The organism is Streptomyces sp. NPDC012466, assembly GCF_042955215.1.
Taxonomy (GTDB): domain Bacteria; phylum Actinomycetota; class Actinomycetes; order Streptomycetales; family Streptomycetaceae; genus Streptomyces.
Genome location: NZ_JBIBEQ010000014.1, coordinates 140,639 through 161,331 on the forward strand (window position 1 = coordinate 140,639; position 20,693 = coordinate 161,331).

General features: G+C 71.4%; 20 protein-coding genes, 1 tRNA gene and 1 pseudogene. 11 read left to right on the top strand and 11 right to left on the bottom strand.

Annotated features, from left to right (window positions below):
• Positions 1-3 precede the first annotated feature (3 nt).
• Entirely contained in the window at positions 4-1,401 is a 1,398-nt protein-coding gene (locus ACFY9E_RS37120; RefSeq protein ID WP_390992263.1) for a gluconate:H+ symporter, read from the bottom strand.
• Between the two features lie 54 nt (positions 1,402-1,455).
• Positions 1,456-1,974 (bottom strand): gluconokinase, GntK/IdnK-type, encoded by a 519-nt coding sequence (locus ACFY9E_RS37125; RefSeq protein WP_390992265.1) that lies wholly within the window; start codon positions 1,972-1,974, stop codon positions 1,456-1,458.
• A gap of 138 nt (positions 1,975-2,112) precedes the next feature.
• On the opposite strand from ACFY9E_RS37125, the gene ACFY9E_RS37130 reads away from it, so the two are divergent.
• A complete protein-coding gene (locus ACFY9E_RS37130; protein WP_390992268.1) occupies positions 2,113-2,814 on the top strand; it encodes an FCD domain-containing protein in 702 nt (233 codons plus the stop codon).
• Positions 2,815-2,817: 3 nt separating this feature from the next.
• Here the strand turns inward: ACFY9E_RS37130 and ACFY9E_RS37135 are convergent, their stop codons facing one another.
• Together ACFY9E_RS37135 and ACFY9E_RS37140 are read right to left on the bottom strand one after the other, a co-directional pair.
• On the bottom strand, positions 2,818-3,192 hold the full coding sequence (locus ACFY9E_RS37135) for a YchJ family metal-binding protein (RefSeq protein WP_390992271.1): 375 nt from the start codon (positions 3,190-3,192) through the stop codon (positions 2,818-2,820).
• Between the two features lie 63 nt (positions 3,193-3,255).
• Positions 3,256-3,340, bottom strand: a tRNA-Leu gene (locus ACFY9E_RS37140).
• Positions 3,341-3,536: 196 nt separating this feature from the next.
• On the opposite strand from ACFY9E_RS37140, the gene ACFY9E_RS37145 reads away from it, so the two are divergent.
• The 3 genes from ACFY9E_RS37145 to ACFY9E_RS37155 all read left to right on the top strand — a co-directional run bounded on the left by ACFY9E_RS37145 (position 3,537) and on the right by ACFY9E_RS37155 (position 6,217).
• Positions 3,537-4,862, top strand: a complete 1,326-nt coding sequence (locus tag ACFY9E_RS37145; protein ID WP_390992273.1) for a M20/M25/M40 family metallo-hydrolase — start codon at positions 3,537-3,539, stop codon at positions 4,860-4,862.
• A gap of 148 nt (positions 4,863-5,010) precedes the next feature.
• Entirely contained in the window at positions 5,011-5,244 is a 234-nt protein-coding gene (gene chpH / locus ACFY9E_RS37150) for a chaplin ChpH (protein WP_030608446.1), read from the top strand.
• 130 nt (positions 5,245-5,374) lie between these two features.
• The gene (locus ACFY9E_RS37155; protein WP_390992275.1) at positions 5,375-6,217 is read left to right on the top strand and encodes a chaplin family protein; all 843 of its coding nucleotides are present in this window, start codon (positions 5,375-5,377) and stop codon (positions 6,215-6,217) included.
• A gap of 80 nt (positions 6,218-6,297) precedes the next feature.
• Here the strand turns inward: ACFY9E_RS37155 and ACFY9E_RS37160 are convergent, their stop codons facing one another.
• Entirely contained in the window at positions 6,298-6,486 is a 189-nt protein-coding gene (locus ACFY9E_RS37160) for a DUF5703 family protein (RefSeq protein WP_390992277.1), read from the bottom strand.
• A 47-nt stretch (positions 6,487-6,533) separates the two neighbouring features.
• Between ACFY9E_RS37160 and ACFY9E_RS37165 the strand changes: the two genes are divergently transcribed.
• Positions 6,534-7,235 carry a hypothetical protein gene (locus tag ACFY9E_RS37165; RefSeq protein WP_390992279.1) on the top strand — a complete coding sequence of 234 codons (702 nt, stop codon included), beginning with the start codon at positions 6,534-6,536 and terminating at the stop codon, positions 7,233-7,235.
• A gap of 72 nt (positions 7,236-7,307) precedes the next feature.
• On the opposite strand, the gene ACFY9E_RS37170 is transcribed toward ACFY9E_RS37165, so the two are convergent.
• The 3 genes and pseudogenes from ACFY9E_RS37170 to ACFY9E_RS37180 all read right to left on the bottom strand — a co-directional run.
• Positions 7,308-9,674 carry a helix-hairpin-helix domain-containing protein gene (locus tag ACFY9E_RS37170; protein ID WP_390992281.1) on the bottom strand — a complete coding sequence of 789 codons (2,367 nt, stop codon included), beginning with the start codon at positions 9,672-9,674 and terminating at the stop codon, positions 7,308-7,310.
• Positions 9,671-10,654 carry an aldo/keto reductase gene (locus ACFY9E_RS37175; RefSeq protein ID WP_390992283.1) on the bottom strand — a complete coding sequence of 328 codons (984 nt, stop codon included), beginning with the start codon at positions 10,652-10,654 and terminating at the stop codon, positions 9,671-9,673. The genes ACFY9E_RS37170 and ACFY9E_RS37175 overlap by 4 nt, the downstream gene beginning before the upstream one ends.
• 112 nt (positions 10,655-10,766) lie before the next feature.
• Positions 10,767-11,867: pseudogene (locus tag ACFY9E_RS37180) on the bottom strand (polysaccharide lyase family 1 protein); the annotation flags it as partial.
• Positions 11,868-12,076: 209 nt separating this feature from the next.
• Between ACFY9E_RS37180 and ACFY9E_RS37185 the strand changes: the two are divergent.
• A complete protein-coding gene (locus tag ACFY9E_RS37185; RefSeq protein WP_390992286.1) occupies positions 12,077-13,132 on the top strand; it encodes an LLM class F420-dependent oxidoreductase in 1,056 nt (351 codons plus the stop codon).
• 252 nt (positions 13,133-13,384) lie between these two features.
• Complete coding sequence (locus tag ACFY9E_RS37190) at positions 13,385-14,173, top strand: ferritin-like domain-containing protein (protein WP_390992289.1); 789 nt, start codon at positions 13,385-13,387, stop codon at positions 14,171-14,173.
• 11 nt (positions 14,174-14,184) lie between these two features.
• Here ACFY9E_RS37190 and corA read toward each other — a convergent pair whose 3' ends face one another.
• Positions 14,185-15,180, bottom strand: coding sequence for a magnesium/cobalt transporter CorA (gene corA / locus ACFY9E_RS37195; RefSeq protein ID WP_390992292.1), 996 nt, complete (start codon positions 15,178-15,180; stop codon positions 14,185-14,187).
• 61 nt (positions 15,181-15,241) lie between these two features.
• On the opposite strand from corA, the gene ACFY9E_RS37200 reads away from it, so the two are divergent.
• From ACFY9E_RS37200 to mshC, 4 genes are all read left to right on the top strand, one after another.
• A complete protein-coding gene (locus ACFY9E_RS37200; RefSeq protein ID WP_390992294.1) occupies positions 15,242-15,928 on the top strand; it encodes an MSMEG_4193 family putative phosphomutase in 687 nt (228 codons plus the stop codon).
• Between the two features lie 78 nt (positions 15,929-16,006).
• On the top strand, positions 16,007-16,594 hold the full coding sequence (locus ACFY9E_RS37205) for a DUF3090 family protein (protein ID WP_390992297.1): 588 nt from the start codon (positions 16,007-16,009) through the stop codon (positions 16,592-16,594).
• Entirely contained in the window at positions 16,558-17,388 is an 831-nt protein-coding gene (locus tag ACFY9E_RS37210) for an SCO1664 family protein (RefSeq protein ID WP_390992300.1), read from the top strand. Before ACFY9E_RS37205 ends, ACFY9E_RS37210 begins: the two co-directional genes overlap by 37 nt.
• 94 nt (positions 17,389-17,482) lie before the next feature.
• The gene (gene mshC / locus ACFY9E_RS37215) at positions 17,483-18,712 is read left to right on the top strand and encodes a cysteine--1-D-myo-inosityl 2-amino-2-deoxy-alpha-D-glucopyranoside ligase (protein WP_390992302.1); all 1,230 of its coding nucleotides are present in this window, start codon (positions 17,483-17,485) and stop codon (positions 18,710-18,712) included.
• A gap of 73 nt (positions 18,713-18,785) precedes the next feature.
• Here mshC and ACFY9E_RS37220 read toward each other — a convergent pair whose 3' ends face one another.
• Entirely contained in the window at positions 18,786-19,769 is a 984-nt protein-coding gene (locus ACFY9E_RS37220; protein WP_390992305.1) for a PAC2 family protein, read from the bottom strand.
• A gap of 157 nt (positions 19,770-19,926) precedes the next feature.
• Positions 19,927-20,598, bottom strand: a complete 672-nt coding sequence (locus ACFY9E_RS37225; protein ID WP_390992308.1) for an FCD domain-containing protein — start codon at positions 20,596-20,598, stop codon at positions 19,927-19,929.
• Positions 20,599-20,693: the final 95 nt, after the last annotated feature.

Here is a 20,693-nt window from a genome sequence, read left to right on the forward strand (position 1 = left end):
CTCCTAGATCACGAGGGACAACAGCAGGACGATGCCGCCCGCGACCACGGAGATGATGCACTCCATGACCGACCAGGTCTTCAGGTTCTGGCCGACGCTGAGACCGAAGTACTCCTTGACCAGCCAGAAACCGGCGTCGTTGACGTGGCTCAGGAAGAGCGAGCCGGCGCCGATGGCGAGGACCAGCAGGGCGGTGTGCGTGGTCGACATGTCGGCCGCGAGCGGGGCGACCAGACCGGCGGCCGAGACCGTCGCCACCGTCGCCGAACCGGTCGCCAGCCGGATCGCCACCGCGATCAGCCAGGCCAGCAGCAGCGCCGGGATCGACCAGTCCTCGGAGATCTCCAGCACCATCCGGCCGACGCCGGAGTCGATCAGCGTCTGCTTGAAGCCGCCGCCCGCACCGACGATCAGCAGGATGCCCGCGATCGGCATGAGGCCCTTCTCGACGAGCGGCGAGATCCGCTCCTTGCCGAACCCGGCGGGCCGCAGCAGCGTGAAGATGCCGACCAGTACCGAGGCGAGCAGGGCGATCATCGGGGCGCCGATGACGTCGAAGATCCGCTGCACCAGGTTCCCGGGGTCGTCCACGACGATGTCGACCAGCGCCTTGGCGAGCATCAGGATCACCGGCAGCAGCACCGTGAACAGCGTGGCGCCGAAGCCGGGCCGCTTGTCGAGCTCGTCGGAGGCGCGCTGCGGGATCATGTTCTCGGGTGCGGGGACGTCCACCCAGCGGGCGGCGTACTGGGAGAACACCGGGCCGGCGATGATCACCGTGGGTATGGCGACGAGGACGCCGAGCGCCAGCGTGATGCCGAGGTCGGCCCCGACCGCGTCGATCGCGACCAGCGGACCGGGATGCGGCGGCACCAGTCCGTGCATCACGGACAGGCCCGCGAGCGCCGGGATGCCGATGCGCATCAGCGAGTAGTTGCCGCGCTTGGCGACCATCAGCACCACGGGGATCAGCAGCACGATGCCGACCTCGAAGAACAGCGGCAGCCCGATCACGGAGGCGATCAGCACCATCGCCCACGGCATCGACCGCCCGCCGGCCTTGGCGAGGATGGTGTCGACGATCTGGTCGGCTCCGCCGGAGTCGGCGAGCATCTTGCCGAGGATCGCCCCGAGGGCGATCAGCACACCGACGCCGGCGACGGTGGAGCCGAGGCCGGCGCTGAAGCTGAGGAGCACCTTGTCCAGCGGCGCCCCGGCGATCGCGCCGAGCGCCAGCGACCCGATGGTCAGCGACAGGAAGGCGTGCAGCTTGAACTTGGTGATGAGCAGGACGATGACGGCGATGCCCGCCAGGACGGCGATGCCCAGCTGAGCGTGGCCGGCCGAGGTGATCGGCTCGGGTGCGTCCGCTGCCAGCATCTCGACGCTGAGTCTGGTCACGGTGGTTCCCTTGCGTTGGGGAGAAGGGGAGGGGGAGGGAGAAAGCGCCAGGGGTTACCGGGAGGGCTCGGGGAGGTTCGCCAGGGCGTGCGCCGCCCGTTCGGTGATCTCCTCCGGGCCGCCCGCGACATCCACCCCGATCCCCGCCTCGTCCGCCTGAAGGGGCTGGAGCGTGGCGAACTGGGAGTCGAGCAGCGCCGTGGGCATGAAGTGCCCCTGCCGGTGCGACATCCGGTCCTCGATCAGCGCGCGGTCACCCGTGAGGTGCACGAAGACCACACCGGGTGCGGCGGCCCGCAGCCGGTCGCGGTACGACCGCTTCAGCGCCGAGCAGCTGACCACCCCGCCGAGCCCGGCCCGCCCGTGTGCCCACGCGCCGATGGCGTCGAGCCAGGGCAGACGGTCCTCGTCGGTGAGCGGAGTACCGGCCGACATCTTGGTGATGTTGGCCGACGGGTGGAAGTCGTCGCCCTCGGCGTACGGAACGCCGAGCCGGGCCGCGAGCAGGGGACCGATGGTGGTCTTGCCGGTGCCCGCTACGCCCATGACCACGACGACATGGGGGGTGTTCATCGCTGCCTCGCTGTCTGCTGTCCGGGGTCGACGCGTGATGTCGACGCAACTGAAACCCATTAGGTACGACGAATTCAAGAGGCCGTGATGAATAAGTCTGACTTTTTGGCTGCGTGATCTACCCCGTACGCTGAGTGCATGAGCACACCGGGCCGGGGGCTGCACGGCCACGTACTGGACACCCTCGGCCCCGAGATCACGGCGGGTGAGTACCCGCCGGGCAGCGTCCTGCGTACGGACGAGCTCGCCCAGCGTTTCGACGTGTCGCGCTCCGTGATGCGCGAGGCGGTCCGCGTCCTGGAGTCCATGTACCTGGTCGAATCACGCCGCCGCGTCGGCGTGACGGTCCGCCCGAAGTCCGAGTGGAACGTCTACGACCCGCAGGTCATCCGCTGGCGCCTGGCCGGCGCCGACCGCCCCGGGCAACTGCGGTCGCTCACGGTGCTGCGCTCGGCGATCGAACCGGTCGCGGCCGGTCTCGCCGCCCGGCACGCCACGGCGGAGCAGTGCGCGGAACTCACCGAGTGCGCCCTCGGCATGGTCGCCCACTCACGCGGCCACAAGCTGGAGGGATACCTCCTGCACGACGTCGCCTTCCACCGCGTCATCCTGGACGCGTCCGGCAACGAGATGTTCGCCCGGCTCGGGGACGTCGTCGCCGAGGTCCTGACCGGCCGCACCCAGCACGACGTGATGTTCGAGGACCCGGACCCGGCCGCCGTCACCCTGCACGTCCAGGTCGCCGAGGCGGTCCGCGCGGGCGACGCGGTCCGGGCGGAGGAACTGACCCGCCGGATCACGGTCGGCGCCCTCCAGGAGCTCGACATCCTGGCGCCGTAGCGGCTACGCCGGAAACTCCCCGTCGACGTACGCCCAGGCACCGTCGACCCGCTCGAACCGGCTCCGCTCGTGCAGCGAACCACCCCGGTACGACGCCCGGAACTCCACGCTGCCGGTGGAGTGGAACGCGGACCCGTCGGTCGTCCCCAGGATCTCCAGGCCCGTCCACCGTATCCCCGGATCCGGCTCCAGCGTCCCGGGCCGCGTCCGCGGATGCCAGGTCCGCAGCAGATACCCGGCGTCCCCCTTCACGAAGGCGCAGTACCGCGAGCGCATCAGTGCCTCGGCGGTGGGCGCGGCAGCCGCACCGGAGTGGTACCGGCCACAGCACGCCTCGTAGGCCTGGGGGAGCCCGCAAGGACAGGAACGCCTGGTCATGGTCACCTTTCCGCGGCAACGACCGAGGGCCGCGACCTCACGGTCACGGCCCTCAGCTTCATGTGTCCGAGGGGGGACTTGAACCCCCACGCCCGATAAAGGGCACTAGCACCTCAAGCTAGCGCGTCTGCCATTCCGCCACCCGGACAAGGTGTCTGTCGCGCGGGTTCTCCCCGCGGCGACGACGTAAACATTACCAGGCTTTCCCGGGTGGCCGATCACCCCCCGTCCGCACCCCCGCGAGGCGTGAACGGCCTGTGACGGGCCGGGAGCGCCCTTGGGGTGCGGGCGCGGGAGAGAGAGGATGTGGGGGACCCACCAGCAGTGACAGCGGGAGGAAGCACGTGAGCGAGACGGACACGGCCAGGAGCGTCACCGGCGAGGACGAGGTCGTGGACCTCTGCCGCGAGCTGATCCAGATCGACACCAGCAACTACGGCGACCACTCGGGTCCGGGCGAACGGAAGGCGGCCGAGTACGTCGCCGAGAAGCTCGCCGAGGTCGGGCTCGAACCGCAGATCTTCGAGTCCCACCCGGGCCGCGCCTCCACCGTGGCGCGGATCGAGGGCGAGGACCCCTCCCGGCCCGCGCTCCTCATCCACGGCCACACCGACGTCGTACCGGCCAACGCGGACGACTGGACCCACCACCCCTTCTCCGGTGAGGTCGCCGACGGCTGCGTGTGGGGCCGCGGGGCCGTCGACATGAAGGACATGGACGCGATGACCCTCGCGGTCGTCCGCGACCGGCTGCGCAGCGGACGCAAGCCCCCGCGTGACATCGTCCTCGCGTTCCTCGCCGACGAGGAGGCCGGCGGCACGTACGGCGCCAAGCACCTCGTGCGCAACCACCCCGACCTGTTCGAGGGTGTCACCGAGGCGATCAGCGAAGTGGGCGGTTTCTCGTTCACCGTGAGCGAGCAGCGCCGGCTCTACCTGATCCAGACGGCCGAGAAGGGCATGCACTGGATGAAGCTCACCGTGGCCGGGACCGCCGGGCACGGATCGATGATCCACCGGGACAACGCGATCACCGAGCTGTCCGAGGCCGTCGCGCGGCTGGGGCGGCACAAGTTCCCGGTGCGGGTCACCAAGACCACGCGCGCCTTCCTCGACGAGCTCGGTGACGCGCTCGGTACGGAGCTCGACCCGGAGGACATGGAGTCGACCCTCGCCAGGCTCGGTGGCATCGCCAAGCTCATCGGCGCGACCCTCAGCAACACGGCCAATCCCACGCAGCTGGGTGCCGGCTACAAGGTCAACGTCATCCCGGGCGAGGCGACCGCCCACGTCGACGGACGCTTCCTGCCCGGGCACGAGGAGGAGTTCCTCACCGACCTCGACCGGATCCTCGGCCCGAAGGTGCGGCGCGAGGACGTCCACGCCGACAAGGCCGTGGAGACCACCTTCGACGGGGCGCTCGTGGCGGCGATGCAGTCGGCGCTGCTGGCCGAGGACCCGACGGCCAAGGCGATCCCCTACATGCTCTCCGGCGGGACGGACGCCAAGTCCTTCGACGACCTCGGCATCCGCGGCTTCGGCTTCGTGCCGCTGAAGCTGCCGCCGGAGCTGGACTTCGCCGGCATGTTCCACGGCGTGGACGAGCGGGTGCCGGTGGAGGGCCTGCAGTTCGGCGTGCGGGTGCTCGACCGCTTCATCGACGCGTCCTGAAACCGCCCCCGCCGCCGTGCTATTCGGTCGCGCGTACGGAATCGACTGGGAAGAGTGAATGCGACGATAAGCTCGTAGCCTCATTACTCCCTCCTCGTTACAGGTAATGCGATCGCAAGATGGGTCGCTTTGCCAACTAGGAGGAATAATGATCAAGAAGGTCGTCGCTGCTGCGGCTGCCACCGGTGGGCTGGTTCTCGCGGGCGCGGGCCTGGCCGTCGCCGACTCGGGTGCTCAGGGTGCCGCCGTGCACTCCCCGGGCGTCCTGTCCGGCAACGTTGTTCAGGTGCCCGTTCACGTCCCGGTGAACGTCTGCGGCAACACGGTCTCCGTGATCGGGCTGCTGAACCCCGCCTTCGGCAACACCTGCATCAACAAGTGATGCTCTCCCCTCGCTGAGGGGAGTTCCAAGCCATCGGTCCCGGAGCGCGTGCCATGCGCTCCGGGACCGAACGCTTCTTTCGAGGAATTCGAGAAGAATTCGAGACAGGGTCGAAGGCAGGTATTCAGTAATGCGACAGGCTACCCGCAAGGGTCTGATGACCGTGGCGGCCGCGACCGGCGTGATCGCCGCCGCGGGCGGCTCCGCGCACGCCGACTCGGGCGCCCAGGGCGCCGCTTCGGGGTCGCCGGGCGTGCTGTCCGGGAACTCGGTGCAGGCGCCGGTGCACGCGCCGGTCAACGTCTGCGGCAACACGGTCAACGTCATCGGCGTGCTCAACCCGTCGGTCGGCAACTCGTGCGCCGACAAGGGCGATGGATCGTCGTCGGGGGGATACGGCGAACACGGCGGCTCGCACGCGGGCGGTCACGCCACCGACTCGCCCGGCGTCGGCTCGGGCAACCACGTCCAGGCGCCGGTCCACGTGCCGGTGAACGTCTGCGGCAACAGTGTCGACGTCATCGGCGTCGGCAACCCCAGCACGGGCAACGACTGCTCGAACGGTGGCGGCGGCCACCACGGCACCCCGCCCGGCGGCGGCCACGAGACCCCGGGCCAGCCGGGCGGCCCGGGCAATTCCGGCCACCCGGGCGACCCCGGCACCCCTGGGACTCCGGGCAACCCCGGCACCCCGGGTCATCCCGGCACCCCTGGTGATCCCGGCACCCCGGGTCACCCCGGTGAGCCCGGCGACCCCGGTACCCCGGGTACTCCGCCCGCGACCGGCGTCGGGACCCCTGGCGGTTCCTCGTACGGAAACCAGCCGGGTGGCCAGTTCGTGACGCAGCCGAAGAGTGACGCCCAGCTCGCCAGCACCGGCAGCGATCTGCCGCTCGGCCTCGCCCTCCCGGCCGGCGCGGGCGCGCTGCTGGCGGGCGCGGTCCTCTACCGCAAGGCGCGCGCCTCGGCCTGACACGCTCCCGGGGAAACGGAGCGGGCCCCGCCGAGGCGGGGCCCGCTCCGTCATGTGTTTCTCCCCGTGCCCGTCTCAGCTCACCACGTGGCCCGCACCTGGCGGATGATCCTCCGACGCAACCGCACCTTGCGGCTGCCGTCGCGCAGCAGGCTCAGACGGTACAACTCCCAGTTTCCGTACTCCGCGTGGTCGGTCAGCAGACGTGCCGTTTCCTTGCGGGAGACCCCGCGAGGGACGTACACGTCGACAAATTCGTATTCCGGCATCGCATCTATTGTGCGGGCTGGGGCCAGGTACGGATAGCGTCTGCACTATGTCTGATGCTGCGCAGCCCACCGCTGCCGAGGTACGCGCCGCCGCCGAGGCGGTCAAGACCGCGCTCGACCGCCACCTGGCCGCGGTCGAACGCCGGTCGGGAGAGGACGACCCGGCGGTCTACGAGGCGTTCAACCAGCTGGCCGCGGCCGCAGAGGTGTACGACGAACTGCTCTACGACCGCTACGACGAGGTCACGCCCTTCGAGATCCCCGGGGCGGAGGACGCGCTGCCCCCGTACACCGGTCCCGAGGAACCGAACGCACTGAGCGTGCTGATCCGCCGTGACTACGCCGTCGCCGAACCTCAGCGGCTGCTGGCGCAGGCACAGCGGATCGAATCGGCGGAGGGCGATGACGGCGCCTCGGCCTCCGGGACGGTGCACGGCGCTCTCGGGCTGCTGTTCGGCGAGTTCGAACCCGACGAGATCGCCTCCCGGCACAAGGAGTTCGGGCTGGAGGAGGGCGACTCCACGCTCTGGGTGACGGCGGCGGACGAGCCGGCCGAACCCGGCGAGTGGCTGGAGGCACCGTTCGAGGAGGTCGACGCGCAGCAGGTGGTCTGCCGCTTCGACGTCAGCGCCGTCTTCGACGACGAGATCGACGACGTCGACGATGACGGGGAAGACCTCGAGGACGAGCTCGTCGGCGACCTGGACGAGGACGAGGACCTGGAACCGCTGGACGCGGACCGCCGCTGAGCGCACCCGCAGACGGCCACGGGGTGGTGGGGGCGGGGGGGGGCCCCGCCCCCCCCCCCCCCCACCACCCCGTCACGTACCGCTGATCTGCGGTGCGAGCAGCACCGGAAGCCGGGTCGTCCGCGGCTTCGCCGGAACCTCGGCCACGGCCCGGGGGAGCGCCTGCTCCACGCCGTGCACCACGGACAGATGCCGGTCGGCCCGTCCGAACGCCGTGTACACCCACGGCCGGCTGAGCGCCTGCGCCGCGTCGCCGGGCAGCACCACGACCACCGCGGGCCACCGGCTCCCCACGGCCTGGTGCGCGGTCAGCGCCCACCCGTGCCGCACGGTCTGCTCCACCCGCTCCTTGGGCACGACGACGGCCTCGCCCTCGCACGACAGATGCAGCCCCTCGGCATCCGCCTTCACCACCCGGCCCGGCAGCGCACGCCCCGGAACGGGGGACCAGACGATCCGGTCGCCGGGGTCGAAGCCGCCGAAGCGGCCCGGGCCGGGGTTGAGCCGCTCCTTCAGGGCCGCGTTGAGCACACGCGTCCCGACCGCTCCGCCGTGCCCCGGCGTGATCACCTGGGTCTCGTCGGCCGGTACGCCGATCGCCCGCGGCACCGAGTCCACGACGAGCTGCACCGTCCGGTGCACGGCCTCGCCCGCGTCCCGCACCGGCACGATCACGACCTCCTTGCCGGGGGCCTCGACCTGGTTCAGCTCGCCGATGCCGATACCGGAGACCAGCTCGCCCAGCGGCCCCGGATCCGGCCGCCGTGAGGCCACCTGGGGGCAGATCCGCGCCGCGAGCAGATCCGCGAACACCCGGCCCGGCCCGACGGACCACAGCACCGCCGGATCCCCGGCCAGCACCAGACGCGCCCCGTCCGGCAGCGACTCCGTCAGCAGGGCCGCCGCCTCCACATCCAGCTGCGGCGCGTCGAGCACGACGAGCAGATCGAGATCGAGGGCCCCGTCCGCGTCCCGGCCGGGCCCTTCGAGGCCGGAGAGCAGTCCGGCGACGGTGGCCACGGGGGCACCGGCGGGTGTCTCGTCCGCTCGCCCGGGACCGTCCGCCGCCTGGCCGGACCGGCGCAGCAGGGCCGCGAAACGGTTGCGTCCGATCGGGCCGTGCGCGGCCGCCCAGGCCCGCAGCCCGAGGGCCCGCGCGGTGTTCAGCAGCGCCGCGGGCTCGGCCAGAGACGCCTCGCCGCCGGTGTGCAGCACCAGGCCCTGACCGGCGACCGCGCGGATCAGCTCCGCCGTCGACCCCTGCGCCGCGGCGGCGGCCCGCTCCCAGTCCTCGGCCGAACCGTCCTGTTTGGGCACCGAGTTGACCAGCCGGGCCAGGCCGTCTGCCAGGCTCTCCTCCGCCAGCGCGTAGCGCTCCAGCCCGACCAGGACACGGACCGGGCGTTCCTCGTCCTCCGCCGCGCCCTCCTCGTCGCTCCGGGCCGGGGCGGCGGCCTTCTCCTCCAGCGCGTCCTGGAAGACCAGGGCCTCGCCCTCCGCGATCGCGTCCTGCACGGCACCGTCGGGCTCCGGGACGCCCCGCTGGGCCAGGGCGGCGAGGAGCGCCGACATCTCCAGGGCGGTGTGCCCGGCCAGCGCCGCCTGCTCCAGGAGCCAGCCGGTGAGGGCCCGGCCCCGCCGCTCGTCGTCCGGGCCGCACTCGGCTCCGAGCAGGGCCCGCGCGAAACCGTCGGCCTGCTCGGGGCGCACGCCGGGGACCCGCAGCAACTGCCAGGGGTCGGCGCGCAGTCGTTCGTCCGCTCCCTCGCCGAGTGCGGCGGCGATCTGCGGCGCGAGCACCTCGGGGGCCCCGCCCTCGCCGAGCACCTGCTTCACGGACTGGACCGCCTGCGGCGCGGGAGCCACCGGGGCGGCGACGGGCTCGGACGCCACCGGCCGGGGTCGCCGTTCCGGCTCGGGGGCGGAGCGCCGGGGGGCGGGGCGGGGCTCTTCGAACACGGCGGCCACCGGCTTCTCGCCGCTCTCGACGGCCCGTACGGCCGCGAGCAGGTCGGCGGCCTTGCCGCTCAGTTTGGTGCCGGCCTCGATGGGCGTCTTCTTCTCGGCCTTGCGCTGTTCGATGCGCTCCCGCTCGGCCTGCTGGGCCCGCAACTCGGCCTCGGCCTCGGACACCTGCCGTGCGCCTGCTTCAGCGTCCTCGGTGCCGGATCCCTGCCCGTCTGCGGCTTCGTCGTCCTCGGTGCCGGACTCCTGCCGGGCGCCTGTTTCAGCGTCCTCGGTGCCGGACTCCTGCCCGTCCGCGACTTCAGCGCCCCCGGCCTCGGACTCCTGCCCGGTGCCCGCTTCGGAACTCCCGGTGCCGGCCCCCTGCCCGACGCCCTCCTCACCCCGGTCGGTCTCGGCGGCTCCGGCCGGTGTGCTCTCGGCGCCCGGTGTCCCCGGCTCGGTGTCCTCCGTGGTCTCGGGCTCCGTGCTCACAGCGTGCTCCAGTCGTGATCGGGATAGCGGTGCACGGGCGCCGACACATCGTCGAGCGCCCGGCAGATCTCGTCTGGAAGACTAAGGGTCTCCACTGACAACGCCGCCGTGAGCTGCTGCGCGTTGCGCGCGCCGACGATCGGCGCGGCCACCCCCGGCCGGTCGCGGACCCACGCGAGGGCCACCTGGAGCGGTGTCACCGCCAGCCCGTCGGCCGCGGTCGCCACGGCGTCCACGATGCGGCTCGCCGTGTCGTCGAGGTACGGCGCGACGAACGGCGCGAGACGCTCCGAGGCGCCGCGCGAGTCCGGCGGCATCGAGTCGCCCCGGTACTTGCCCGTCAGCACCCCGCGCCCGAGTGGCGAGGACGGCAGCAGGCCTATGCCCAGGTCCAGCGCGGCCGGCAGCACCTCGCGCTCGACACCGCGCTGGAGCAGGGAGTACTCCAGCTGCGTACCGGCGAGGCGGGTCCTGCCGGGGGCCGAGAGCTGCCAGGTCGCGGCCTTGGCCAGCTGCCAGCCGCAGAAGTTGGAGACGGCGGCGTAGCGGGCACGCCCGCTGGAGACCGCGAGGTCGAGTGCCTGGAGGGTCTCCTCCAGCGGGGTGTCCGGGTCGTACGCGTGCACGTGCCACAGGTCGACATGGTCGGTGCCGAGCCGGGAGAGCGAGCCGTCCAGCGCGGAGAGCAGATGGCCGCGCGACCCGTCGAAGCGGCGGTCGGGGTCCGGCACGCTGCCCGCCTTGGTCGAGATGACCAGGTCACGGCGGGGCACCAGGCCGTCCATGAGCTTTCCGAGCAGGTACTCGGCCTCACCGTCGCCGTACACGTCCGCGGTGTCGACGAGGGTCCCGCCCGCTTCCCAGAACGTCTTCATGAGGTCCGCGGCGTCGTGCTCGTCGGTGTCCCGCCCCCAGGTCAGGGTGCCGAGCCCGATCCGGGACACACGAAGGCCGGTGCGGCCGAGTTGCCTCTGCTCCATGAACGCCGAGATTACTGGCCAGAACCTACGGTGTGGGTGGCTGCGGACCACCGATTTCCGGGAGCGGGACCGTGAGGTTCCCCGATCCGACGATGCCGGGTGTCCTGGTCTAGCACGTGCCGTCCGACACCTGAAGGCCCTTGTTCGCGCCCGCCGTTCGGCTCACGACGGCCGGCACGCAGCCGGCGGCGTCCGCACGGAACGCGTACGGGATGCCGACGGTGGTGTTCGACCTCGGGTCGGGTCCGGCCGGATGGTTCTCGCTGCCGGGGGCGGACCAGGTCACGTTGTCGAAGATGTTGCCCCCGACCTGCCAGTAGCCGGCCTCGTCGGTGTAGAAGGTGCCCAGGACGTCCTTGGAGTCCTCGAAGTAGTTGTTGTCCACCTTGGCGCGGGCGCCGGCCCGGGAGTTGATGCCGGACTCGTTGAGGCGCACGTAGTGGTTGTTGTAGAGGTGGGCGATGCCGCCGCGCAGCAGCGGGGCGCGGGAGTCGATGTTCTCGTACCGGTTGTGGTGGTAGGTGATGTAGCCGTTCGTCCGGTCGCTCTCGCTGTTCCCGACGAGGCCGCCGCGGCCGGAGTTGCGCAGGACGCTGTAGGACAGGGTCACGTACTGGGTGTTGTCCTTGAGGTCGAACAGGCCGTCGTAGCCCTCCGACTCGCCGCCCGACGCCTCCAGGGTGGTGTGATCGATCCACACGTTGCGGACGTTGCGCTCGATGCCGATGGCGTCCCCGCCGTTGGACGTGGGAGAGCCGGACTTCTTGACGTTCCGGACGGTCACGTTCTGGATGATGATGTTCTTCGATTCGCGGATGTGGATGCCCAGTTGATCGAAGACGGCGCCACTGCCGACCCCGACGACGGTCACGTTGCTGACCTTCTTGAGCTCGATCACACCGTCGGAGGTGTCGCAGCCGGCGCCGGAGACCTTCTTGGTGTTGCCGTGGTTGATGGTCCCGGTCACCTCGATGGTGAGGGGGGTGCTGGTGCTCGCCCGGCCGCACAGGGCCTGGTGGATCGCCGTTCCGGTCGTCGCCCGGACCGTCTGACCTCCGGCGCCGCCGGTGGTTCCGCCGTTCTGGGCCGCGTAGCCGGTGGCGCTGCCGGTCGCCGCCGACGCCTCGGGCATCGACACGAGGGTGCCGGTCGCGGCGGCGAGGGCCATCGTGGCCAGCGCGGCGTGGAGCCTCCGGGGGAGTGTTCGCTTCATCCTTGCCTCTCCGTTCGTCTTCGGACGGTGGTGACGGAAAGCGCTTTCCAGCGAAAGGTACGAACTTGCTGTGGACGCGTCAATGGTCGCGTCCATGATTTCTGTTCACTCATCTAAACGACAGCGGGGCTGCGGCCGTGTACCCCGCCCCCACCCCCGCGCTAAGGTGCACGCACAGGGCACGTTACTGATCAGTAAGGGGATGCGGCATGCAGCTCGGTATCAACCTCGGCTACTGGGGTGCCGGAATGGACGCGGACAACCTGGCCGTCGCCCAGGAGGCCGACCGGCTCGGCTACGCCGTCTGCTGGGCCGCCGAGGCCTACGGATCCGACGCCGCCACCGTACTGAGCTGGGTCGCCGCCCAGACCGAGCGCATCGACGTCGGCTCCGCCATCTTCCAGATCCCGGCCCGGCAGCCCGCGATGACGGCCATGACCGCCGCCACCCTCGACTCCCTCTCCGGCGGCCGCTTCCGCCTCGGCCTCGGCGTCTCCGGCCCGCAGGTCTCCGAGGGCTGGTACGGCGTGAAGTTCGACAAGCCGCTGGCCCGCACCCGCGAGTACGTCGAGATCGTCCGCAAGGCCATGACCCGCGAGCGCCTGTCCTACGAGGGCCAGCACTGGACCCTGCCCCTGCCCGGCGGCCCCGGCAAGCCGATCAAACTGACCGTGCACCCGCAGCGCGAGCACATCCCGCTGTACATCGCCGCGATCGGCCCCAAGAACCTGGAGCAGACCGGCGAGATCGCCGACGGCGCCCTGCTGATCTTCCCGGCCGCCGAGCACCTCGAGGACACGACGATCTCGTATCTGCGCGCCGGGCGCGAGAAGGCCGGCAAGACCCTCGACGGATTCGACGTCTGCCCGACCCTGCCGCTCGCCGTCGGCGACGACAAGGACGTGGCCGCGCTCGCCGACACCTTCCGCCCCTACACCGCGCTGTACGTCGGCGGCATGGGCAGCCCCAAGCAGAACTTCTACAACCAGCTCGCCCAGCGCATGGGCTACGAGCGGGAAGCCGCCGAGATCCAGAGCAAGTACCTCTCCGGCGACAAGCAGGGCGCCGCGGCCGCCGTGCCGCACGACCTGATCGACAAGACGACCCTGCTCGGTTCCGTGGACCGCATCGCGGACCGGATGAAGGCCTACGCCGCGGCCGGGGTCACGACCCTGTCCCTCGCGCCGGCGGGCTTCACGCTCGACGAGCGGCTCGCGTCCCTGAGGGCCGGCACCGAGGCCCTGGAGCGCGCCGGGCTCGCCTAGGAGCTTTCAGCGGCCGTGGTGGGGGCTCGGGGGTCTTCCCCGCCACGGCCGTCACGCGGAACAACGCGCGGGGCCGCCGCCGGTTACGGCGCGGCGCCCCGCCCGGCCCGGCACGCCCGCCCCCGCCTCCTCCATTCGGCGGAGTTGTCCCTCACCCCTGTTGCGGCACTCTCCACCCCGCACTTGACTCGTTCTTCGCGGAAACCTGCGAAATGCCGCAGTTCGCCCACGCGTGCGGGAGAGGTGCCCACGATGCTTTCGGCCAAGAGTCTGTTCCAGGAGATCCTCGCCAACGACGAGTCCTTCGCCCTGTTCTGCTCCATCGCCGCGAGCGGTGAGTCCCAGGGCGGCTGGGAGAACGCCCGTATCGCCGCGCTCGTCCCGGAGGCCCAGCGCGCACTCGCCCCCAAGATCAGCCGGCACGGCGCCGACGAGGACAAGCACGGTCGGATCTTCAGCGCCCTGATGAAGAAGCGCGGCCTCGACCCCGTCCCGGTCCCTCCGGAGACCGACTACACCATGCTCCTGGAGAAGAACGGCATCGGCCTCGCGCACGACCAGCTGAAGCGCGACGAGCGGCTCACGGTGCAGGACATCGTCACCTACCTCTCGCACAGCAGGGTCACCGAGCAGCGCGCCTCCGAGCAGATGGACCTGCTCCGCAAGCACTTCGCCGACCACCCCGACATCGGCCGCGCGGTCAAGCAGATCTCCCACGACGAGGACAACCACCTCGCCTACTGCCACGAGGAACTGCTGCGCTTCGCCTACGCGGGCCACGGCCGGACCATCCAGCGCACCCTGCGCGAGTGCGCGCTCGCCGAGATCCGGATCTACCGGGACGTCAGCCTCGCCGTCATGGCGCACATGGGCCGCATCCTCGGCTGGTCCAAGGCCAAGTCGGCGCTGCTCGCGGCAGGCATCCACGCCATGTACGCGTACGAACGGCTGGGCGGCTGGCGCCGCATGGTGTCGCTTGAGACGCCCGAGCGCCGTAACGCCCTCGGCGGTCCCGCGACCCCGGAACCCGAGTTCGCCTGAGCCGGGCCCGGCTACAGCCACCCGCGGCGCTTGAACAGCCGGAAGATCATCACCTCCAGGGCGGCCATCAGCACGAGCAGGGCCGGATAGGACCAGACCCAGCGCAGCTCGGGCATGTGGTCGAAGTTCATGCCGTAGATCCCCGCCAGCATCGTGGGGATCGCGGCCATGGCCGCCCACGCGGAGATCTTCCGCATGTCGTCGTTCTGCCGGACGCTCATCTGCGCCAGGTGTGCCGAGAGGATGTCCGACACCAGCCGGTCCAGGTTCTCCACGGAGTCGTTCACGCGCGTGAGGTGGTCGTTGACGTCGCGGAAGAACGGCCGGGCCCGGTCGTCCACGAACGGCACGGTCACACCGGTCGACGCCGTGCCCGCCAGCCGGCTCATCGGAGGGGCCAGCGGCCCGGTCGCCCGGCGGAACTCCAGGACCTGCCGCTTGAAGTCGTAGATCCGGGACGCCGTGTTCCGCGTGCCCCCGCCGTCCGGCGAGAACACCTCCGCCTCCAGGCCCTCCAGGTCGGTCTGCAACTCGGTCGCCACGTCCAGGTAGTGGTCGACGGTCGCGTCGGCGACCGCGTACAGCACGGCCGTGGGGCCCTTGACGAGCAGCTCCGGCTCCTGCTCCAGCCGCCGGCGCACGGCCTTGAGCGGGGAGCCCTCGCCGTGCCGGACGGTCACCACGAACGAGTCGCCCAGGAAGATCATGATCTCGCCGGAGGAGACGGTGTCGCTCTGCGGCTCGTACGCCACCGGCTTGAGCACCACGAAGAGCGAGTCGTCGTACACCTCCAGCTTGGGCCGCTGGTGGGCCTTGAGGGCGTCCTCGACGGCCAGCGGGTGCAGCCCGAACTCCCGGGTCACGTGGTCGAACTCGTCCTCCGTCGGCTCGTGCAGCCCGATCCACACGAATCCGCCCGCCGTGCGGGCCTCACCCAGGGCGTCGGAGAGGTCTTCGGGCCCTTCCGTCCGCTGTCCGTCGCGGTAGATGGCACAGTCGACGATCACGAGGCGAGTCTCCTGTCACTCGAACGACACCGCACGCACGCGTGCGCCTACGCTGGACCGCATGCCCACGCTGATCCTGGTCAGGCACGGACGCTCCACCGCCAACACCGAGGGACTGCTCGCCGGCTGGACGCCCGGTGTCGCCCTCGACGAGCGCGGCGCCGCGCAGGCCGCCGCGCTCCCCGGGCGGCTGGCCGGACTGCCCCTCGCCGAAATCGTCACCAGCCCGCTCCAGCGCTGCCAGGAAACCATCCGGCCGCTGCTCGACGCCCGGCCCGAACTGAGCCCCCACACCGACGAGCGCATCGGCGAGTGCCACTACGGGGACTGGTCCGGACGCAAGCTCGCCGAACTCAAGGACGAACCCCTGATGGAGGTGGTGCAGGCGCACCCCTCCGCCGCGGCGTTCCCCGGTGGCGAGTCCATGCGGGCCATGCAGACGCGCGCGGCCGAGGCCGTCCGCGAGTGGAACGCGCGCGTGGAGCGCGACCACGGCGCCGACGCCGTCTACCTCGTCTGCTCGCACGGCGACATCATCAAGTCGCTCGTCGCCGACGCGCTCGGACTGCATCTGGACCTCTTCCAGCGGATTTCCGTCGAACCGTGTTCCATCACCGCGATCCGTTACACACGACTGCGGCCGTTCCTCGTCCGGCTCGGTGACACCGGCGACTTCACGTCCCTGGCGCCGCGCGAGGAACCGCCGGGCGGCGAGGCCGAAGTCGGGGGTGGTGCGGGCGCACCGTGATCGTTCGCCGCAGTAGGGTGAAGCGGTCGCAGCAGTGCCGTGCTCATACGTTTCCCACGATCCCAATGGAGACAGGACGTGTCCCGTCAGGTGTTCCTCTACGACCATCCGGAGCGTTTCGTGGCCGGCACGGTCGGACTGCCCGGGCGCCGTTCGTTCTTCCTCCAGGCCTCCGCCGGCTCCCGCGTGACCAGCGTGGCCCTGGAGAAGACCCAGGTCGCCGCGCTCGCCGAACGCATGGACGAACTGCTCGACGAGGTCGTACGCCGTAGCGGCGGCAGCGCCCACGTCCCCGCCGTCGCACCCTCGGACACCGACACCGCCCCGCTGGACACCCCCATCGAGGAGGAGTTCCGGGTGGGCACCATGGCGCTCGCCTGGGACGGCGACGAGCAGCTCATGATCGTCGAGGCGCAGGCGCTCGTGGAGCTCGACGCGGAGACCGAGGAGGACCTCGCCGAGGCCGAGGAGCGGCTGCTCCAGGACGAGGAGAACGGGCCCCCGATGCTGCGGGTCCGGCTCACCGGCGCGCAGGCCAGGGCCTTCGCCAAGCGCGCCCTCGACGTCGTCAACGCCGGGCGGCCGCCGTGCCCGCTGTGCAGCCTCCCGCTCGACCCGGAAGGACACGTATGTCCGCGCCAGAACGGATACCGCCGCGGAGCGTGACGCCGCCGCCTGACACCGCCGAGCTGCTCGCCCGGGGCGAACTGACCGTCCGCGGACGCATCCGGGAGGCCTCCAACGCGGCCCTGTACTGCACGGTGTCGTACGACGGCCGGGACGCGGCCTGCGTCTACAAGCCGGTCACGGGGGAGAGGCCCCTGTGGGACTTCCCCGACGGGACGCTCGCCCAGCGCGAGGTCGCCGCGTACGAGGTCTCCGAGGCGACGGGCTGGGGCCTGGTGCCGCCCACCGTGCTGCGCGACGGGCCCTACGGCGAGGGCATGTGCCAGCTGTGGGTCGAGGTGGCGCCCGAGGCGGAACTGCTCGCCCTGGTCGACGGCGAGGAACCGGAGCCGGGCTGGAAGGCGATCGGCTTCGCCGAGGTCGGCGAGGGACGCACCGCGCTGCTCGTGCACGCCGACGACGAACGGCTGCGAAGGCTCGCCGTGCTCGACGCCGTGATCAACAATGCCGACCGCAAGGGCGGCCACCTGCTGCCCACCGGTGAGGGACGGTTGTACGGGATCGACCACGGGGTCACGTTCAACGCCGAGAACAAGCTGCGGACCCTACTGTGGGGCTGGGCGGGGGAGCCCCTGCCCCAGGAGTCCGTCGAGGTCCTCGAAGGGCTCCGGAAGGCCCTGGCGGAGGGCGGGACGCTGGCCGCGCGGCTCGAACCGCTGATCACCGGCGCCGAGATCGACGCCACCCGCGCGCGGGTCGGCGCGCTGCTCGCCTCGGGGACCCACCCGGAGCCGAGCGGCGAGTGGCCGGCGATTCCCTGGCCACCCGTGTAGCAGCACAGTCGCCGGTTCGCCGCAAGAGAGCCTTCTCGGCCGTGTGGCCCGCTCCCGTTCGTATCTGGAACTCCAGTCCGGTTAGGCTCATGGCATGCATGCCTGGCCCGCTTCCGAGGTCCCCGCCCTGCCTGGTCAGGGCCGCGACCTGAGGATCCACGACACCGCGACCGGCGGCCTCGTCACCCTCGACCCCGGTCCCGTCGCCCGTATCTACGTCTGCGGCATCACCCCGTACGACGCCACTCACCTGGGACACGCGGCGACCTACAACGCGTTCGACCTCGTGCAGCGCGTGTGGCTCGACACCAAGCGGCAGGTTCACTACGTCCAGAACGTCACCGACGTCGACGACCCCCTCCTGGAGCGGGCGCAGCGCGACGGCATCGACTGGGCCGCGCTCGCCGAGAAGGAGACGGCCCTCTTCCGCGAGGACATGACGGCCCTGCGGATGCTGCCGCCGCGGCAGTACATAGGCGCCGTCGAGGCCATACCCGGGATCGTCCCGCTCGTCGAGCGGCTCCGGGACGCCGGCGCGGCCTATGAACTCGACGGTGACGTCTACTTCTCCGTCGAGTCCGACCCGCACTTCGGCAAGGTCTCCAACCTCGACGCCGCGGCGATGCGGCTGCTGTCCGCCGAGCGCGGCGGCGACCCGGACCGCCCGGGCAAGAAGAACCCGCTCGACCCGATGCTGTGGATGGCGGCCCGCGAGGGCGAGCCCAGCTGGGACGGCGGATCGCTCGGACGAGGCCGGCCCGGCTGGCACATCGAGTGCGTGGCCATCGCCCTCGACCACCTCGGCATGGGCTTCGACATCCAGGGCGGCGGCTCCGACCTCGCCTTCCCGCACCACGAGATGGGCGCCTCGCACGCCCAGGCCCTGACCGGTGAGTTCCCCATGGCCAAGGCGTATGTGCACGCCGGCATGGTCGCCCTCGACGGCGAGAAGATGTCCAAGTCCAAGGGCAATCTGGTCTTCGTCTCCAGGCTGCGGCACGACGGCGTCGACCCGGCCGCCATCCGGCTCGCACTGCTCGCCCACCACTACCGCGCCGACTGGGAGTGGACCGACCAGGTCCTCCAGGACGCCGTCGCACGGCTCGGCCGCTGGCGGGCCGCCGTGTCCCGGCCCGACGGGCCGCCGGCGGAGGCGCTCGTCGAGGAGATCCGCGAGGCCCTCGCCGACGACCTGGACGCCCCGGCCGCGCTCACCGCGGTCGACCGCTGGGTCGCGCTCCAGGAGCAGAGCGGCGGCACCGACATCGGCGCGCCCGGGGTGGTCTCCCGAGCCGTGGACGCACTGCTGGGCGTGGCGCTCTAGCCGGGAAGCAGACGGAACGGACTTGAGGGGCGTCTCCCGGCCGGGAGACGCCCCTCAAGTCCGTGTGGTGGCCTCAGTCCTCCGACGACTCGTCGTCGTCCGTGCCCGGCTTGGGCGGCTTCGGCGGGCGGGTGCGGCCGCCCGGGTTGTCCCGCAGGTACGACGTGCTGTCGCTGCCGTCCGCCGTGGCGTGACCGCCGGCGGCGGGCGGTCCGCCGCCGTCGCGGCGCCGCAGGTAGCGCTCGAACTCCCGGGCGATCGCCTCGCCCGACGCCTCCGGCAGCTCGGCGGTGTCCCGGGCCTCCTCCAGCGACTGGACGTACTCGGCGACCTCGCTGTCCTCGGCGGCCAGCTGGTCCACGCCGACCTGCCAGGCGCGCGCGTCCTCGGGCAGCTCGCCCAGCGGGATGCGCACGTCGATCAGGTCCTCCAGGCGGTTCAGCAGGGCCAGCGTGGCCTTCGGGTTCGGCGGCTGCGACACGTAGTGCGGCACCGCCGCCCAGAGCGAGACGGCCGGGACGCCCGCGTGCGTGCAGGCCTCCTGGAGGACACCGACGATGCCCGTGGGGCCCTCGTACTTGGTCTCCTCCAGGTCCATACGGCGGGCCAGGTCCGGGTCGGACGTCGTCCCGCTGATCGGAACCGGGCGGGTGTGCGGGGTGTCGCCCAGCAGGGCGCCCAGGACGACCACCAGTTCCACCCCCAGTTCGTGGGCGAAGCCGAGCAGTTCGTTGCAGAACGAACGCCACCGCATGGACGGTTCGATGCCCCGGACGAGGACGAGGTCGCGCGGCTTCTCACCGCCGACCCGGACCACCGACATCCTCGTCGTGGGCCAGGTGATCTTGCGGACGCCCGCTTCGATGAACACCGTGGGGCGGTTCACCTGGAAGTCGTAGTAGTCCTCGGCGTCCAGCGCCGCGAACACCTCGCCCTTCCATTCCCTGTCCAGATGCGCGACCGCGGTGGAGGCGGCGTCGCCGGCATCGTTCCAGCCCTCGAACGCGGCCACCATGACCGGGTCGACCAGCTCGGGAACCCCCTCGAGCTCGATCACCCAGCGCCTCCTTCCGACGTGCCCTCGCTTGACCACCCAACCTTACGGCGTGCCGCGGGGGCGCCCGCAGCCCCCTTGCAGGGGGAGTGCCCCATCACTGCCCCGCGATCCGCCCCCGGACACCCCGGACCCTTCCGAGCGGTGCGCGGGGCGCCGGTCACAGCGTGGAACGCAGCCACTGCTCCACGCTCGCGATGTGCACGGTCGCCCACGAGCGCGCCGCCTCGGCGTCCCGGTCGCGCAGTGCGGCGAGGATCGCCCGGTGCTCGCGCAGGGTGCGGGCGACGGCGTCCTCCTGGGTGAGGCCGCGCCAGATCCGGGCCCGGGTGGTGGGGCCCGACAGCCCGTCGAGGAGCGAACAGAGCACGGAGTTGCCCGAGCTGTGCACGATGCCCCGGTGGAACTCCAGGTCGCAGGCGACGAGATCCTCCACGGACGGGGCCTCGCCGAGCTTGTCCAACTGGACTGTCAGCGCGTCCAGTTGCTGCTCGCTGATCCGCACGGCCGCCATGGCGGTCGCGGCCGGTTCCAGGATGCGGCGTACGGCCAGGAACTCCAGGACCGTGTCGTCGCGGTGGAAGTCGACGACGAAACTCATCGCCTCCAGCAGGAGTTGCGGGTCGAGGCTGGTGACGTACGTGCCGTCACCCTGCCGTACGTCCAGAATCCGGATCAGCGACAGGGCGCGCACGGCCTCCCGCAGGGAGTTGCGCGACAGCCCGAGGTCGGCGGCGAGTTCGCTCTCCTTGGGCAGCCGGTCACCCGGGCGCAGCGCGCCGGAGACGATCATTCCCTTGATCTTCTCGATCGCCTCGTCGGTGACTGCCATGGCAGGCCTCCCAGTGTGCTCAAAACCTCCGACGTATCACGTCATTATGCGGGCGCGGGAACGCGGAAGGGGCGGCTCCATCGGCGTGGAGCCGC

What these genes read in the sequence shown, in the direction of transcription:
- ACFY9E_RS37185 (WP_390992286.1), top strand. Translation starts at nt 12,077, where the DNA reads ATGCAGCTCGGTATCAACCTCGGCTACTGGGGTGCCGGAATGGACGCG.
- ACFY9E_RS37135 (WP_390992271.1), bottom strand. Translation starts at nt 3,192, where the DNA reads ATGACCAGGCGTTCCTGTCCTTGCGGGCTCCCCCAGGCCTACGAGGCG.
- ACFY9E_RS37125 (WP_390992265.1), bottom strand. Translation starts at nt 1,974, where the DNA reads ATGAACACCCCCCATGTCGTCGTGGTCATGGGCGTAGCGGGCACCGGC.
- ACFY9E_RS37190 (WP_390992289.1), top strand. Translation starts at nt 13,385, where the DNA reads ATGCTTTCGGCCAAGAGTCTGTTCCAGGAGATCCTCGCCAACGACGAG.
- ACFY9E_RS37200 (WP_390992294.1), top strand. Translation starts at nt 15,242, where the DNA reads ATGCCCACGCTGATCCTGGTCAGGCACGGACGCTCCACCGCCAACACC.
- ACFY9E_RS37210 (WP_390992300.1), top strand. Translation starts at nt 16,558, where the DNA reads ATGTCCGCGCCAGAACGGATACCGCCGCGGAGCGTGACGCCGCCGCCT.
- ACFY9E_RS37175 (WP_390992283.1), bottom strand. Translation starts at nt 10,654, where the DNA reads ATGGAGCAGAGGCAACTCGGCCGCACCGGCCTTCGTGTGTCCCGGATC.
- ACFY9E_RS37130 (WP_390992268.1), top strand. Translation starts at nt 2,113, where the DNA reads ATGAGCACACCGGGCCGGGGGCTGCACGGCCACGTACTGGACACCCTC.
- ACFY9E_RS37155 (WP_390992275.1), top strand. Translation starts at nt 5,375, where the DNA reads ATGCGACAGGCTACCCGCAAGGGTCTGATGACCGTGGCGGCCGCGACC.
- ACFY9E_RS37225 (WP_390992308.1), bottom strand. Translation starts at nt 20,598, where the DNA reads ATGGCAGTCACCGACGAGGCGATCGAGAAGATCAAGGGAATGATCGTC.
- mshC (WP_390992302.1), top strand. Translation starts at nt 17,483, where the DNA reads ATGCATGCCTGGCCCGCTTCCGAGGTCCCCGCCCTGCCTGGTCAGGGC.
- chpH (WP_030608446.1), top strand. Translation starts at nt 5,011, where the DNA reads ATGATCAAGAAGGTCGTCGCTGCTGCGGCTGCCACCGGTGGGCTGGTT.
- ACFY9E_RS37160 (WP_390992277.1), bottom strand. Translation starts at nt 6,486, where the DNA reads ATGCCGGAATACGAATTTGTCGACGTGTACGTCCCTCGCGGGGTCTCC.
- ACFY9E_RS37165 (WP_390992279.1), top strand. Translation starts at nt 6,534, where the DNA reads ATGTCTGATGCTGCGCAGCCCACCGCTGCCGAGGTACGCGCCGCCGCC.